15 protein-coding genes are annotated in these 15415 nt (G+C 70.0%); 8 read left to right on the top strand and 7 right to left on the bottom strand.

The genetic code is table 11. From position 1 onward, the window contains the following. Positions 1-20: 20 nt before the first annotated feature. Together AC1D29_RS15940 and AC1D29_RS15935 are read left to right on the top strand one after the other, a co-directional pair. Positions 21-1214, top strand: a complete 1194-nt coding sequence (locus tag AC1D29_RS15940; RefSeq protein WP_477899059.1) for a GGDEF domain-containing protein — start codon at positions 21-23, stop codon at positions 1212-1214. Further along, a complete protein-coding gene (locus tag AC1D29_RS15935) occupies positions 1211-2374 on the top strand; it encodes a GGDEF domain-containing protein (RefSeq protein ID WP_477899057.1) in 1164 nt (387 codons plus the stop codon). The genes AC1D29_RS15940 and AC1D29_RS15935 overlap by 4 nt, the downstream gene beginning before the upstream one ends. Here the strand turns inward: AC1D29_RS15935 and AC1D29_RS15930 are convergent. Further along, on the bottom strand, positions 2371-3393 hold the full coding sequence (locus tag AC1D29_RS15930) for an alpha/beta hydrolase (protein ID WP_477899055.1): 1023 nt from the start codon (positions 3391-3393) through the stop codon (positions 2371-2373). The two genes, AC1D29_RS15935 and AC1D29_RS15930, sit on opposite strands and share 4 nt — an antisense overlap. A 90-nt stretch (positions 3394-3483) precedes the next feature. Here AC1D29_RS15930 and AC1D29_RS15925 point away from each other — a divergent pair, with 90 nt between their 5' ends. Next, on the top strand, positions 3484-4092 hold the full coding sequence (locus AC1D29_RS15925) for a DUF4337 domain-containing protein (RefSeq protein WP_477899053.1): 609 nt from the start codon (positions 3484-3486) through the stop codon (positions 4090-4092). A 59-nt stretch (positions 4093-4151) separates the two neighbouring features. On the opposite strand, the gene AC1D29_RS15920 is transcribed toward AC1D29_RS15925, so the two are convergent. Continuing rightward, a complete protein-coding gene (locus tag AC1D29_RS15920; RefSeq protein WP_477899051.1) occupies positions 4152-4400 on the bottom strand; it encodes a hypothetical protein in 249 nt (82 codons plus the stop codon). Between the two features lie 85 nt (positions 4401-4485). Beyond that, positions 4486-6534, bottom strand: a complete 2049-nt coding sequence (locus AC1D29_RS15915) for a M13 family metallopeptidase (RefSeq protein WP_477899049.1) — start codon at positions 6532-6534, stop codon at positions 4486-4488. A 180-nt stretch (positions 6535-6714) separates the two neighbouring features. Between AC1D29_RS15915 and AC1D29_RS15910 the strand changes: the two genes are divergently transcribed. The 3 genes from AC1D29_RS15910 to AC1D29_RS15900 all read left to right on the top strand — a co-directional run bounded on the left by AC1D29_RS15910 (position 6715) and on the right by AC1D29_RS15900 (position 10200). Continuing rightward, the gene (locus AC1D29_RS15910) at positions 6715-7647 is read left to right on the top strand and encodes an NAD(P)-dependent oxidoreductase (protein WP_477899047.1); all 933 of its coding nucleotides are present in this window, start codon (positions 6715-6717) and stop codon (positions 7645-7647) included. An 80-nt stretch (positions 7648-7727) separates the two neighbouring features. Further along, entirely contained in the window at positions 7728-8825 is a 1098-nt protein-coding gene (locus AC1D29_RS15905) for a patatin-like phospholipase family protein (protein WP_477899045.1), read from the top strand. An 88-nt stretch (positions 8826-8913) separates the two neighbouring features. Beyond that, the gene (locus AC1D29_RS15900; RefSeq protein ID WP_477899043.1) at positions 8914-10200 is read left to right on the top strand and encodes a M23 family metallopeptidase; all 1287 of its coding nucleotides are present in this window, start codon (positions 8914-8916) and stop codon (positions 10198-10200) included. Here the strand turns inward: AC1D29_RS15900 and AC1D29_RS15895 are convergent. Further along, positions 10197-10442, bottom strand: a complete 246-nt coding sequence (locus AC1D29_RS15895; RefSeq protein ID WP_477899041.1) for a hypothetical protein — start codon at positions 10440-10442, stop codon at positions 10197-10199. The two genes, AC1D29_RS15900 and AC1D29_RS15895, sit on opposite strands and share 4 nt — an antisense overlap. A gap of 249 nt (positions 10443-10691) precedes the next feature. On the opposite strand from AC1D29_RS15895, the gene AC1D29_RS15890 reads away from it, so the two are divergent. Beyond that, entirely contained in the window at positions 10692-11390 is a 699-nt protein-coding gene (locus AC1D29_RS15890; RefSeq protein WP_477899039.1) for a DUF899 family protein, read from the top strand. Positions 11391-11415: 25 nt separating this feature from the next. Next, entirely contained in the window at positions 11416-12042 is a 627-nt protein-coding gene (locus AC1D29_RS15885) for a LysE family translocator (protein ID WP_477899037.1), read from the top strand. A 3-nt stretch (positions 12043-12045) separates the two neighbouring features. Here AC1D29_RS15885 and AC1D29_RS15880 read toward each other — a convergent pair whose 3' ends face one another. The 3 genes from AC1D29_RS15880 to AC1D29_RS15870 form a co-directional block, all read right to left on the bottom strand. After that, positions 12046-14442, bottom strand: a complete 2397-nt coding sequence (locus AC1D29_RS15880; RefSeq protein WP_477899035.1) for an ATP-binding cassette domain-containing protein — start codon at positions 14440-14442, stop codon at positions 12046-12048. A gap of 27 nt (positions 14443-14469) precedes the next feature. After that, positions 14470-14880, bottom strand: coding sequence for a VOC family protein (locus tag AC1D29_RS15875; RefSeq protein WP_477899033.1), 411 nt, complete (start codon positions 14878-14880; stop codon positions 14470-14472). A gap of 94 nt (positions 14881-14974) precedes the next feature. Further along, positions 14975-15394, bottom strand: coding sequence for a helix-turn-helix transcriptional regulator (locus AC1D29_RS15870; protein WP_477899031.1), 420 nt, complete (start codon positions 15392-15394; stop codon positions 14975-14977). Between the last annotated feature and the right edge of the window lie 21 nt (positions 15395-15415).

Below are 15415 nucleotides of genomic sequence, written 5' to 3'. Positions count from 1 at the left end.
GCGGCTGCACCCCAAGCTGCATGGAATTCCTCGACGTCCCGACGATCCTGAAGGTCAGCGCCCTCTTCAACTTGATGGCGGCTCTGGCGTGGCTGACGCTGGCCGAGGCCTTCCGCATCGCGCCGCGTGCGGGTCGGTTGATGGCGGCGGGCCACGTCGTGCGCATCCTGTCCCAGGGCTGCGGCGACTGCCTGGCCGGCTGGCCGCTGCTGCTGCGCCAGGCGCTGCCGGAGTTCGGCCTGCTGGCTTGCGCGGTGCTGCTGCTGCTGGCGCTGCGGCGCATGCTGCGCAGCCGCCTGCGCCTGCGCCACATCGCCTGGGTCAGCGGCCTGGGCGCGGCCACCATCACGGCCGGGCTGGCCAGCGGCTCCAGCCTGGCGCCGCAACTCGCCAGCACCCTCGCCGTCACGGTGTTGGCCGCGCTGGCCGTGCGCGAGGTGCAGCGCGGCATCGGCGACAAGCTTTCGCCACTGATCACCGCCTGCACGACGCTGCCCTTCGTGTTGATGACTGTGCTGGGGGCGGCGCACGCGGCCGAGCTGTTGCTGGTGCCAGGCTGGGACGATCACATCCTGCGCGGCGAGCTGCCGTCGCCGGCGCGCGCGGTGCTGTGGTTCGTCGTCACGGCCAGCATCACGCTGAGCCTGATCGCGCTGATGATCTGGCGCCTGATCACGCGCATCCAGCACCTGACCTTCCGCGACCCGCTGACCGGCGCGCTGAACCGCCGCGCCTTCGAACAGGCGCTGGCCGACGCGCAGGCCCAGCTGCAGCGGGGCCATGGTTTTGCGCTGGCCATGATCGACATCGACCACTTCAAGCGCATCAACGACGAGCATGGCCATCCGGCGGGCGACGCGGCGCTGCAGCACTGCGTGCGCATCTGGCAGGCGGGGCTGCGCGAGGTCGACCGCCTGGGCCGCATCGGCGGCGAGGAGTTCTGCGCGCTGCTGCCGCTGGGCGCGGCCGATGACCCCGCGCCGGCAGCCGCCGTCGCCGAGCGCCTGCGCAGCAGCCTGGCGGCCCAGCCGCTGCGCTGGAAGGACGTCGAGCTGCACCTGTCGGCCAGCTTCGGCGTGGCCCTGCCCGTGGCCGCCGATGCGCAGGGCGAGGTGGGCCTGGCGCGCGCCGATGCCGAGCTCTACCGCGCCAAGGCCGAGGGCCGCAACCGTGTCTGCGTGTCAACGCACCTGGCCGCGGCGGCGAGCCCATGATCACCACCGCGCAGACGCAGACGCTGCTGGCCGCCATCATCCTGGTGGCCGGCGTGGCCACGCTGGTCTGGCTGGCGCTCGCGCTGCTCGCGCGCATCGCGCCGCGCGCCTCGCTGGCCATGGCCTGCGCCAACGCCACCGCCGCGCTGTCGCTGACGCTGCATGCGCTGCGCGGCGTGCTGCCCGACAGCCTGACGTACTGGCCCGGCGACGTGCTGGCCGTCGCCTCCTTCGCGCTGCTGGGCGTGGCGGTGCCGGCCATCACGACACGCCAGCTCACCTGGAAGCCCGGCGCTGCCGTCGTCGTCGCGACCGCGTTGCTGCTGCTGGCGCTGCCCGACGACGGCGACCTGCGCTGGCAGGCCCGCATCGTCAACGGCGCCGGGGCCGCGCTGACGCTGGCGGCCGGCATCACGGCCTGGCGCAGCCTCAGCGGCGGGGGCGCCAACGGCCGCCGCACGCCGGCACCGCTGGCGCTGCCGCTGTTCCTGATCGGACTGCTGATGGCGGCGCGCGGCATGGAAAGCTTCATGCACCCGGACAGCACGCCCGACATGCGCCTGCCGACCGAGTTCAACGTCGCCTTCCTGTGGACAGCGCTGGTGCTGACGCTGCTGCAGAACGCGACGCTGGCCTTGCTCGTGCTGACGCGGATGATCCTGCGCATCGAGCGCCTGCTGGAACGCGACCCGCTGACCGACACGCTGAACCGCCGCGCCTTCGATCAGGCGCTGGAGCATACCCATGCCTGGCTCAAGCGCGGCCGCGCCTATGCGCTCGTCATGATCGACATGGACCGCTTCAAGCAGCTCAACGACACGCTGGGCCACGCGGCCGGCGACGCGGCGCTGCGCCAGATGGTGCGCGAGCTGCAGCCCTGCCTGCGTGAGGTGGACCGCTTCGGCCGCCTGGGCGGCGAGGAGTTCTGCGTGCTGCTGCCCGACACCGACATCGCCGGCGCGGCGCTGGTGGCCGAGCGCATGCGCGCGCTGGTGGACATGGCGCCGCTGCGCTGGCTGGAGCAGGACTGGCCGCTGAGCGCCAGCTTCGGCATTGCCGAGGCCGAGCGCGATGACGCGAGCGCGGACGCGGTGCTGGCCCGCGCCGACGCGGCCATGTACCGCGCCAAGAACCAGGGCCGCAACGTGGTCCAGGCCTAGGGTGTGGCGCGGCGGAAGTAGGCGTCCACGCCGGTCAGCATCTCCTCGGTGACCTGGCTCCAGTAGTGGAAGGTATGGCCGCCCGCGTCTTCGCGGTAGCCGGGGGTCAGCCCCTGGGCCCGCACTGCCGCCAGCAACGCTCGGTTGGTCGGCAGCAGCTCGTCTTCGGTGCCGCAGCGCAGCACCAGCTCGACCGGCAGCGGCCCAGCGCGCTTCACGTCGGCGATGAGTTCATCCGGGTACCAGCCGCTCAAGCCATGGGCATAGCCCCAGCGCTGCGGCGCCGCCAGCGGCAGCTTGACCGAGCCATAGCCACCCATGGACATGCCGGCGATGGCCGATTGCGCGCGCGTCGGCACCAGGCCGTGATGGGCCTGCAGCCAAGCCGGCAGTTCGTCGACGATGAAGCGCTCGGCCGGGCCGTCGTAGGAGCGGCCACCGCTGCTGGGCATGACGATGACGAAGGGCTTCACGCGGCCGCTGGCGATGAGGCGGTCGGCATAACGCTCGACATGACCGGTGCGCCACCACTGGTCCGCATCCATGCCGCCGCCGTGCAGCAGCGTCAGCACCGGCAGCGCCTGGCCGTGCTGGAAGCCGGGCGGCAGGTAGACGTTGACCTTCAGCGCCCGACCGAAGGCCGCCGAGGGCACTTGATGCGTCTGGACCACTCCGCGGCCTGTGGCCGGCGGCGTCCACGCGCCTGCGCCGACGAAGACGAAGGAGTGCTGCCCGCCGTGCCCGTCGGCGTCATGGTCGGGCGTGGCCGGGTCGTGCACCCAGCGGCCGTCTACGACGAACTTGTACAGCCACTGGCCGGGTGCCAGGTCCAGGCGCAGCCGCCAGACGCCGTCTGCACCGCGCGCCATGGCTTTCTTGCCGGCATCCCAGCCGGTCATCTCGCCGGCCAGGAACACCTGGCGGGCCGTGGGTGCGGCGAGCGAGAACGTGACCGGATCGGCCCAGGTCGACGCGGCAAAAAGCAATGCGCTCAGGCAGGACAGCAGCGTGGCTTTCATTCGGCTTGCAGTAGCGGCGGCGAGGCCGCGAGATTGCCACAACGCGGCCCGCACTGGGCCAAACTTTGGCCCTCCTCCCACGCAGCCGCCATGGACCTCGACCCCAAAGACCTCATTGACCAAGCCGCCACCGCCACGCAGGCCCGCGAGACCAGCGCGATGCGGCTGAACGCCGCCGTCGCCGTGACAGTGGCCGTGCTGGCCACGTTCATGGGCATCTGCAAGGTGAAGGACGACAACATCGTGCAGGCCATGCAGCAGGCCCAGGCCGACAAGCTGGACCACTGGGCCTACTACCAGTCGCGCAACCTGCGCGTGGATGTGGCCGAGGCCACCGCCACGCAGCTGGAACTGGCCAAGGCCGGCGCGCCGGCCGCGCAAGGCCAGGCCTATGACCAGGCGATCGCGGGCTACCGCACCAAGGCAGCCGACCAGGCCAGGAAGCGCGACGAACTCAAGACCCAGGCCGAGGCTGATCAGGCCACCTACGACTCGCTGAACTACCGCGACGACCAGTTCGACCTGTCAGACGCGCTGCTGGCCATCGCCATCGCGCTGCTGGCCGTGACGGCGCTGACCAAGCTGTGGCCGCTGTTCTACGTGTCGCTGGTGCCAACCTTCTTCGGCGTGCTGATGGGCGTCGCGGGCCTGGCCGCGCTGCCCATCCATCCTGCGGCGCTGGTGAGGCTGCTGTCCTAGCGCCAACGCCGTCGTCGGCATCGAAACGCCTCCCCCGCCTGGCGCGGGTCCAATTCGGATCAGTACACGAGAGAGAAGGTGACGTGGCCGCCACCTTCCTCGGCCAGGTGCTTGATCCCCGACGTGCTGGCACTGATGGCCAGGAACTTGACGGTCCGTTGCGTTGCCTTGGCGTGCTTCGCAAGCTCCAGCGCCGCGCTCATCCTGTCGTTGGCGTGTGGCGCCAGATCGTTGTACGGGAGCTCGAGGTTCGCTCCGGCCGTCATGAGCGAGTTCAGGAACGCGGGTTGGAGCGTGTTGTTGTGCACGTGATCTCTCCGTGGGTTGAAGGCGGCATCGTCTCCCACGGACCTCACATCGACAAGTGCTGTGAGGTCCGGCGGCCAGCAGCGCTCACCACACCTTGCAGTGCTGGCCGGCCGGCTTGACCAGCTTGGCGCCGGGCTTGCAGGCAAAGGCCTTCTCGAACTCCGGCATGTTGACGACCACGCCGTTGATGCGCCACCGCGGCGGCGAGTGCGGGTCGATCTTGGCCTGCACGCGCAGCGCCTCGGGGCGGCCGTCGGCGCAGTCCCACTGCGCGAAGCCGACGAAGAAGCGCTGCTCCGGCGTCATGCCGTCGCGGTTCTCCAGCGTCTTGCCGGTCATGTGGGCCTTCCAGGCCTCCCAGGCGAGCACCAGGCCGCCGAGGTCGGCCAGGTCTTCGCCCAGCGTCAGCTTGGAATTGATCTTGATGTCGTCGACGACGGTGTAGGTCGCGTACTGGTCGGACACGCAGGCCGCGCGCTTCTCGAACTCGCGGCCGTCCTTCTTCGTCCACCAGTTCTTCAGGTTGCCCTGGGCGTCGAACTGGCGGCCTTCGTCGTCGAAGCCATGCGTGAGCTCGTGGCCGATGGTGCCGCCGGTGTTGCCGTAGTTGGGCGCCTCGTCCAGGCGCGCGTCGTACAGCGGCGCCTGCAGCACGCCGGCGGGGAAGTTGATGTCGTTCATCTGTGCGTCGTAGTACGCATTGACCGTCTGCGGCGTCATGCCCCACTCGCCGCGGTCCAGTGGCTGGCCGATCTTGGCCAGGCGACGCTTGGCCTCGAAGGCATTGCCGCGCACGACGTTGCCGAGGAAGTCGCCGCGCTGCACGGCCAGCGCCGCGTAGTCGCGCCAGCGTTCCGGGTAGCCCACCTTGTTGACGATGGACTTCAGCTTGGCATGGGCACGCGCCTTGGTCTCGGCACTCATCCACGTCAGGCTGTCAATGGAGCGCGCCATCGCGGCCTCGATCTCGTCGGTCATCTGCACCGTCGACGCCTTCAGGTCGGGCGTGAAATTGCGCGCGACGAACTCCTGGCCCAGGGCCTCGCCCAGCTGCAGGTCCACGAGCTGCACGCAGCGCTTCCAGCGCGGCTTGAGCTGGGGCGTGCCGGTCAGCGTCTGGCCGTAGAAGTCGAAGTTGGCCTGCACGAAGCCGTTGTCCAGCGCCGGGCTGAGGCTGCTGGCCAGCTGCCAGCGCAGATAGGTCTTCAGGTCCGCCAGGCTCATGGTCTTCAGGCGCGCGCCGAGTGCCTTGAAGAAGGCCGGCTCGGTGACGTTGTAGCGCGCATGCCAGGGCGCGGTGCCCAGCGCAGCCTGATAGATCGCCCAGTCGAACCCGGGCATCAACGCCTTCAGCCCGCGCGCGTCGACGACGTGGAAGGTCTTGTAGGGGTCGCGCTTGTCGACCTTGGACAGCGACGCCTTGGCCAGCACGCCTTCGATCGCCAGCACGCTGCGCGCGGCCGCCTTGGCCGCCGCCGGCTCGTCGCCCAGCAGCTCGAACATGCGCGCCACATGCGCCTCGTAGGCGGTGCGGATTTTCAGCGTCTTGTCGTCGCGCTTGAGGTAGTAGTCGCGGTCCGGCAGGCCCAGGCCGCCGGCCGAGGCGAAGGCGATCTGGCGCGTCGCGTCGGCGAAGTCCTGGCCCGAGCTGAAGCCGAAGAACAGCCGGTCATTGCCAGCCGCCAGCTGCAGTTCGGCCAGCAGCGCCGGCAGCGCGCGCTTGTCTTTCAGCTCGGCGATGCGGTCCAGCAGCGGCTGCAAGGGCGTGAGGCCCGCCGCCTGCACGGCCGTTTCGTCCATGCAGGCGCCGAAGTAGTCACCCAGCTTGGCCTGTGCGGCGCTGCGCTCCGTGCCCGCCTCGCCCAACTTGTTCAGCACGCCCCACAGGTAGCGCTGGTTCTCGTTGGCCATCTTGGCGTAGACGGACCAGCGCGACTGGTCGGCCGGGATGGGGTTGGTCTTGCTCCACGCGCCGCAGGCATAGCGGTACAGGTCGTCGCAGGGGTCAACGCTGCGGTCCATGGCCGTCACGTCCAGGCTGGGCGTGTAGGGCAGCGCGTCCAGTGGGGTCTCGTTGGCGGCATGCGCGCCAAGCGTCGCCGCCAGCAGGGCGGGGAGCAGCAGTCGTTTCATGGTGGCAGGTGGTATTGAAGTGCAGTGATTGTGGGCGCTCGGCCCGCCCCGGCCATTCGCCATCCCCCGCCCCGGGGGCGAACGCGCGCCCGGCTGGCTGACTGTCGAACCACAGCCAGGCCGCCTTGCTGGCCTGCGGTTCGGCCATGATGTGCGCATGCTGATTCGCACCACCCGCCCATGACCACCCTGCTGCTGCTCGTCGCCATCGCCGATGAACACAAGGCCTTGCTGCTGCAACGCTTTCGCGTCGTCGAGGCCACCGACCCCGCCTCGCGCGCGGCTGCGCTGGCGCAGCATGCCGACGAGATCGAACTGGTGCTGACCAACGGCGCCACCGGCTTTCGCGCCGACGAGATCGCCGCGCTGCCCAAGCTGAAGCTGCTGGCCGCCCAAGGCGCCGGCTACGAGAACCTGGACCTGGACAGCGCCCGCGCGCGCGGCGTGCTGCTGTGCAACGGCGCCGGCACCAACGACGACTGCGTGGCCGACCATGCGATGACGCTGCTGCTGGCCAGCATCCGCGCGCTGCCGCAGCAGGGTGCGGCCGTGCGCGCGGGCGTCTGGCGCGACGCGCTGCCGCTGTACCCGCACTTCAGCGGCCGGCGCCTGGGCCTGCTGGGCTTCGGCGCCATCGGCCGCAAGATCGCCCAGCGCGCGGCGGCCTTCGGCATGCCCATCGGTTATCACAACCGCCGCCCGCGCGAGGACGCCGGCGAGGCCCGCTACTTCGACAGCGCCACGGCACTGGCGACCTGGGCCGACGACCTCGTTGTCGCCACGCCCGGCGGCGCGGCCACGAAGCACATCGTCAACGCCGAGGTGCTGGCGGCGCTGGGCGCCGGCGGCCATGTCGTCAACATCGCGCGCGGCAGCTGCGTGGACACGGCCGCCCTCGCCGCGGCGCTGGCCGCCGGCCAGATTGGCGGTGCGGCGCTGGACGTCTATGAGAGCGAGCCGCAGCCGCCTGCGGCACTGCTGGGCTTGGATAACGTCATCCTGACGCCGCACGTTGCCGGCTGGTCGCCGCAGGCCATCCGCGCGACGGTCGTGAACTTCATCGCCAACGTGGACGCCTGGCAGCGCGGCGAGCCGCTGCGCACGCCGATCTAGCTTGTCAACTTTGGGGTGTTTCCGGCGCCCACCCATACTGGCTGCGCGTCAGGCCTCCTGCCTGTTGCAAAGGAGCCCGGATGACCAGCCGTACGGCCGCCCCCATTCCTGAACAGGCACGCGACCCCGCCCAGCCCGGCGTGCTCGCCCGCTGGTGGCGCGACCTGCGCCGCCCGCCTGCGCGGCTCAACCTGGCGTTGCAGGGCGGCGGCGCGCACGGCGCCTTCACCTGGGGCGTGCTGGACGCGCTGCTGCAAGACCCGCGCATCAGCTTCGAGGGCCTGAGCGGCAGCAGCGCTGGCGCGATGAATGCGGTGGTGCTGGCCGATGGCTGGCTGAAGGGCGGCCGCGAAGGCGCGCGCGAGGCGCTGGCCGAGTTCTGGACCGAGGTCGGCACGCAGCTGCCGGCCGGCATGATCACGCAGGGCGAGAGCGATGCCATCGCGCTGTCCCCGGCCAGCAAGCTGCTGGCGCAATGGGCCGGGCACTTCTCACCCGCGCAGCTCAACCCCTTCGACCTGAACCCCTTGCGCGACCTGCTGGCCAAGCGCCTGGACTTCGAGCGGCTGCGCACCGAGAGCCCGTTCAAGCTCTTCGTCGGCACCACGCAGGCCAGCAACGGCAAGCTGAGGATCTTCCGCGAGCATGAGCTGAGCCTGGACGTGCTGCTGGCCTCGGCCTGCCTGCCCAAGCTCCATCATGCGGTGGAGATCGACGGCGAGGCCTACTGGGACGGTGGCTACTCGGCCAACCCGGCCGTGTTCCCGCTGTTCTACGACTGCGACGCCGGCGACGTGCTGCTGGTGCTGCTCAGCCCGCTGCAGCGCGAGGGCACGCCGCGCAGCCTGGATGACATCGAGGCCCGCATCGCGGAGCTGGCCTTCAGCGCCCACTTCATGCGCGAGATGCGCACCTTCGCGCAGGCCGCCCGCTACGCGCGGCCCAGCTTCATCACGCGCGGCCGGCTGGAGCGGCGCCTGCAGCAGCTGCGCTTTCACATGATCGACGCCAGCGACCTGCCCAGCCTGCAGCGCACCGACACCAAGCTGCTGGCCTACGGCCCGTTCCTGACCCGGCTGCGCGACCAGGGCCGCGAGCGCGGCGCGGCCTGGCTGCACAGCCACGGCGCCGACGTGGGCCGGCGCTCGACGCTGGATGTGCAGGCCTGCTTCGGCTGACGGTTTTCTCCCTAATTCCGCGATTGGCGGGTGGCGGCGGTGTCCAGATACTGGGCCGACACCCCGGCACGACAACAAGGAGACACCCATGTCCAAGCGCCAACTGGTGGTGGCCGCCGCATTGGCGGCACTGGCGTCGCAGGCCCTGGCCGATGGCTACATGGCCGTCTGGCGCCCCGGCTCGGGCACGCAATGGGTCAAGGCCGGCGTGTCCAGCGACGAGTTCAAGACCGCGGACCTGGCCTATTTCAAGCAAGGCCTGCGCATCGTGTCGCTGGCCGTGCGCGACGGCAAGCTGACCGCCGTCTGGCAGCCCGGCAGCGGCACGCAGTGGGTGCACTGGGACCTGAGCGCGGCCGAGTTCAAGGCCAAGGACACGGCTTACTTCAAGCAAGGCCTGCGCATCGCCGCGTTCTCCCTGCACAACGGCAAGCTCGCCGCCGTCTGGCGGCCCGGCAGCGGCACGCAGTGGGTGCACTGGGGCCTGTCGGGCGACGAGTTCAAGGCCAAGGACGGGCCCTACTTCAAGCAAGGCCTGCGCGTGACGCAGATCGAGCTGGACAACGGCAAGCTCGCCGCCGTCTGGCGGCCGGGCTCGGGCGCGCAGTGGATCCACTGGGGCATGGGCAGCGGCGAGATGTCCGACAAGGACAACACCTACTTCGCGCAGGGGCTGCGGGTGACGAGCCTGTCCTCCGACGACGGCAAGTACGCCGCCGTCTGGCGCCCGGGCACGGGCACGCAATACGTCAGCCGCGCGCGCTGCTGGGTCGACTTCAAGACCGAAGACCTCACCTACTTCGGCAAGGGCCTGCGCCTGGACGTGCTGAAGCTGCAGGAGGAGGCGCACGGCGCCTACCACTACCCGTGGAAGAACGGCGTCAGCCACGGCGTGGGCCAGGGCAACAACAACCCCGGTGGTTCGCACACCGGCAGCCAATCCTTCGCCTTTGACTTCTCCCTGCCCTCGGGCACCGAGGTGCGCGCCGCGCGGGCCGGCACGGTCGAGTGGGTGCGCGAGAGCCAGACCACCAGCTACGACCCGACGTCGCCGACGACGGCCACCAACCAGCCCTTCACGCCCGGCAGCCAGGAGAACTGGGGCAATGCAGTGCGCATCCGCCACCTGGGCGGCTTCACGAGCTGGTACTTCCACCTGACGCCCAACAGCGTCAAGGTCAAGGAGGACGACAAGGTCGAGGCCGGCACCGTCATCGCGCTCAGCGACAACACCGGCCGCACGTCGGGGCCGCACCTGCACTTCCAGGTGCAGGCCGACTCCCTCGACTGGGGTCAGTCCGTCGCGATCAGCTTCAACGGCTGCCAGGTGCCCAAGGGCGGCGACAACGTGACCTCGCAGAACGGCAACCCCTAGCGCCGCTGGCGGGCCTCCAGCACCTCGGCCTCGCGCCGCGGCGCGTACTGGCGGCGGGCGCCCTCCTCCAGCGCCACCTCGGCAGCGATGCGGCCGATCTGCGAGCCGGCCAGGCGTTGCAGCATCAGCACGTCCTCGTCGTCGGGCATGCGCGTGTCCTGCGCCTGCTCCGCCGCGGCAGCCGCTCGCCCTCTGCGCGCAAACATCGCGGTGAACGGCAGCAGCGGGCGGGGGGTGGACATGGGCTTCACGGGGACCTCCGGGGCGGTGTTCGACAACCCCGTGTGGAGCAATGCCTTGGGGGGTTCAACAACAGACGCCAATCCGGCACCGTCAGCGACACGCCGCGCCGCCCGCCCGCTCGAATGAGGGGCCGGCGCGCAGCGGAGGGGCTGTAGGTGCAGACCTGCATGCAGGCACGAATCCGGCCGACGTCCGCCCTCGACCGCCCCGTGCAGCATCAACTCTTGCCCCTGCACCAGGAGCCGCGCATGCCCCAACTCACACCCGCCGCCCAACTCGCGGCCCAGGCCAAGACGCCCTTTCCCGGTGCGTCCGCCGACTACGACCAGGCCAGACAGGCCTTGCTCGCCGAGGAGATCGAGTTCCGCCGCCATGCGTCCCGCCTGGTCGAGCAGCGCCGCGCGCTGCCGCCCGGGCCGGTCATCAGCAAGGACTACCGCTTCAAGGACGAGCAGGCCTTCGATGTCGGCCTGGCCGAGCTGTTCGGCGACAAAGACACGCTGGTCACCTATTTCTGGATGTACGGCCCGCAGCGCCAACGGCCCTGCCCCATGTGCACCAACTGGCTGGGCGCCGTCAACGGCAACGCGGCCGACATCAAGCAGCGCGTGGCGCTGAAGATCCTCGGCCGCTCGCCGGTCGAGCGGCAATACGCCTTCGCCCAGGAGCGCGGCTGGCGCGACCTGAACTTCGTGCAGACCGTGGGCGACGACTACGCCAAGGATCTGGGCATCCTGCTGCCCGACGGCAGCGAATACCCGGCGCTGATCGTCTTCAAGCGCGACGGTGACCAGGTCCGGCTGTTCTGGGCCAGCGAGATGACCAAGGCCATGGCCGACCCAGGCCAGGACCCGCGCGACGCGCCGGACATCGCGTCGCTGTGGTCCATCCTGGACCTGACGCCCGAGGGGCGCGGCACGGACTGGTATCCCAAACTGCAATACTGAGCAGACCGCACTTCGGGCCTGCCGCATGACACAGACGCTGCTTGTCTTCTCCCTCGTCGCCTTCATCGGCATTGCCACGCCAGGCCCCACGGTGCTGCTGGCGCTCACGAACGGCTCCCGCTACGGCGTGCGCGCATCGCTGCCGGGCATGCTCGGCGCGGTGCTCTCCGATTTCGTGCTGATCGCGGCCGTGGCCGTCGGCCTGGGCGCGCTGCTGGCCGCGTCGGAGTTCTGGTTCTCGGTCGTGAAGTGGGTGGGCGTTGCCTATCTCGCCTACCTCGGCGTCCGGCTGCTGCGCTCCAGGGGCACGTTGACCGTCCCCGGAGACGGCGACCCCGCGGAGCGGCCGTCGGGCCGTGCCATCTTCATGCGCAGCTTCCTCGTGGCGGCCACCAATCCCAAGGGCTATCTGTTCTTCTCGGCCTTCCTGCCGCAGTTCGTCGCGCCAGCTCAACCGCAGCTGCCCCAGTACGTCACGCTGGCGCTCACCTTCGCGGTCATCGACTTGGTGGTCATGCTCAGCTATGCCGCGGCGGGCGCGCAGGCCATTCGCATGCTGCGCGCCAGGGGCGTGCTGTGGCTGGACCGCCTGTGCGGCGGCGCGCTGCTGGCGCTGGCAGGCTCGCTGGCGCTGTACCGGCGGCAGGCCTGAAGCTCACGCCTTGACGTAGCCCGCCAGATGCTTGCCGGTGAGCGTCTTCTTCGCCTTCACCAGCGCCGCCGGCGTGCCCTCGAAGACGACCTTGCCACCCTCATGCCCGGCGCCCGGCCCGAGGTCGATGATCCAGTCCGCATGCGCCATGACGGCCTGGTGGTGTTCGATGACGATGACGGATTTGCCGCTGTCCACCAGCCGGTCCAGCAAGGCCAGCAGTTGTTCCACGTCGGCCAGGTGCAGGCCGGTCGTCGGCTCGTCCAGCACGTAGACGTTGCCCTTCTCGGCCATGTGCGTGGCCAGCTTCAGGCGCTGGCGTTCGCCACCTGACAGCGTCGTCAGCGGCTGGCCCAGGCTGATGTAGCCCAGGCCCACATCGGCCAGGCGTTCGAGGATGGCGTGCGCCGCGGGCGTCCTGGCCTTGCCGTCGCCGAAGAAGGCCGTGGCCTCCGTGACCGACATGGCCAGCACCTCGCTGATGTCGCGCCCGCCCAGCTTGTAGGCCAGCACGGCGGGCTGGAAGCGCTTGCCCTCGCAGTCCTCGCAGGTCGTCGCGACGCTGGCCATGGGCCCCAGGTCCGTGAAGATGACACCCGCGCCGTTGCAGGCCGGGCAGGCGCCTTCGGAGTTGGCGCTGAAGAGGGCGGGCTTGACGCCATTGGCCTTGGCAAAGGCGCTGCGGATGGGGTCCAGCAGGCCGGTGTAGGTGGCCGGGTTGCTGCGCCGCGAACCGCGGATGGCCGTCTGGTCGATGGCGACGACGCCGTCCTGCGGCGCCACCGAGCCATGGATCAGTGAACTCTTGCCCGAGCCGGCCACGCCGGTGACGACGACCAGCACGCCCAGCGGGATGTCGACGTCGACCTTCTGCAGGTTGTGCGTGCTGGCACCACGCACCTGCAGCGCGCCCGTGGGCGGGCGCACCTTGGCCTTGAGCGACGCGCGGTCGTCCAGGTGGCGGCCGGTCAGCGTGCCGCTGGCGCGCAGGCCGTCCAGGGCCCCCTGGTAGACCACCTCGCCACCCGCCGAGCCGGCGCCAGGGCCGAGGTCGATGACGTGGTCGGCGATGGCGATGGCCTCGGGCTTGTGCTCGACGACCAGCACCGTGTTGCCCTTGTCGCGCAGGCGCAGCAGCAACTCGTTCATGCGCTGGATGTCGTGCGGGTGCAGACCGATGGTGGGCTCGTCGAAGACGTAGGTCACGTCGGTCAGCGCCGAGCCGAGGTGGCGGATCATCTTCGTGCGCTGCGCCTCGCCGCCGGACAGCGTGCCCGAGGGCCGGTCCAGCGACAGATAGCCCAGGCCGATCTCGACGAAGGAGTCCAGCGAGTGCTGCAGCGCGGCCAGCAGCGGCGCGACGGTGGGCGCCTCCTTCGACATCTTCACGCCGCGCACCCAGTCGGCCAGGTCGCTGATCTGCATCGCGCAGACCTCGGCGATGTTGACCTTGCCGATCTTGCTGGAACGCGCGCCTTCGCTGAGCCGCGTGCCCTGGCATTCGGGACAGGTCGCGAACGTGATCGCGCGGTCGACGAAGGCGCGGATGTGCGGCTGCAGCGCGTCCACGTCCTTGGACAGGAAGGACTTCTGGATGGACGGGATCAGCCCGGCATAGGTCAGGTTGATGCCGTCGACCTTGATCTTGGTCGGCTCCTTGTGCAGCAGGTCGTGCAGCTCGCGCTTGGTGAACTTGGCGATGGGCTTGTCGGGGTCGAAGAAGCCGCAGCCGCGGAAGATGCGGCCGTACCAGCCGTCCATGCTGTAGCCGGGGATGGTCACGGCGCCTTCGTTGATGGACTTGTCGGCGTCGAACAGCTGCGTCAGGTCGAAGTCGCTGACGGCCCCCATGCCCTCGCAGCGCGGGCACATGCCGCCGGTGCGGTTGAAGGTCTGCTTGACCGCCTGGCTGGCGCCGCCCTTGTCCACGGTGATGACGCCGGTGGCCTTCACCGACGGCACGTTGAACGCGAACGCGCTGGGCGGGCCGAGGTGCGGCTTGCCAAGGCGGCTGAACAGGATGCGCAGCATCGCGTTGGCGTCCGTCGCCGTGCCGACCGTGGAGCGCGCGTTGGCGCCCATGCGCTCCTGGTCGACGATGATGGCCGTGGTGATGCCGTCCAGCACGTCCACGTCGGGCCGGGCCAGCGTGGGCATGAAGCCCTGCACGAAGGCGCTGTAGGTCTCGTTGATGAGGCGCTGCGACTCGGCCGCGATGGTGCCGAACACCAACGAGCTCTTGCCCGAGCCGGACACGCCGGTGAACACCGTCAGGCGCCGCTTGGGGATCTCGACGCTGATGTCCTTGAGGTTGTTCTCGCGTGCGCCCTGCACGCGGATCAGGTCATGGGTGTCGGCGGCCGGTTTGTTGCCCGGCGCCGTTGTCTTCCTCGTGGCCATGCTTGTCGAGTTCCCTTGCTGGTTGAATCACCGCGCCTGCTGGATACGCAGCATGTTGCCGGCCGGGTCGCGCACGCCGCAATCCCGCACGCCGTAGGGCTGCTCGGTCGGCTCCTGCACGATCTCGGCGTCGGCTGCCTGCAGCTTCTCGAAGGTCGCGTCCAGGTCCTTGGTGGCGAACAGCATCATCGCGAACGTGCCCTTGGCCATCATCTCGGCGATGGTGCGCTTCTCGTCGTCGGTGACGCCCGGCGTCGCGCCCGGCGGGTACAGCACGATGGACGTGCCGGGCTGGCCCTTGGGGCCGACGGTGATCCAGCGCAGGCCGTTGTAGCCGACGTCGTTGCGCACCTCGAAGCCGAGCGTGTCGCGGTAGAAGGCCAGCGAGACCTCGGCGTCGCTGTGCGGCAGGAAGGTCGAGTGGATGGTGATGTCCATGGTCAGTCTCCTTGAGAGGGGTTGTTGAAGTCCACGGAAATCAGTCTAGGTTTGGCGCGCTGGCGGCGCTTCTTGATTCCTGATCGATTGCCGATCAGCCGCGAATGGGCCGCGTGACCTGCTTGGAGACGCAGGACGGCAGCCCCTCGATGGTGCCGGCGGCGTCGCGCTTGTAGGCGCTGGGCGACTGGCCCACCAGCTCCGTGAAGCGGGTGCCGAAGGTGCCCAGTGACGCGCAGCCCACCTCGAAGCAGACCTCGGTGACGCTGAGGTCGCCGCGGCGCAACAAGGACATCGCGCGCTCGATGCGGCGCGTCATCAGGTAGGCGTAGACGGACTCGCCGTAGGCCAGCCGGAACTGGCGGCTCAGATGGCCGGACGACATGCCGATGCCGCTGGCCAGCGCCTCCACATCCAGCGGCTGCGCATAGTCGCGGTCGATGCGGTCGCGCACGCGGCGCAGGCGCGCGAGGTCGCGCAGCTGGGTGTCGGGGGCGGGGCTGGGCGGGCACATCCCGCACAGGATATGCGCTCG

It is taken from the genome of Roseateles sp. P1_C6 (assembly GCF_056406315.1).
The sequence above is the reverse complement of the archived record's forward strand: the minus strand, read 5'-3'. Positions and strand labels throughout refer to the sequence as shown.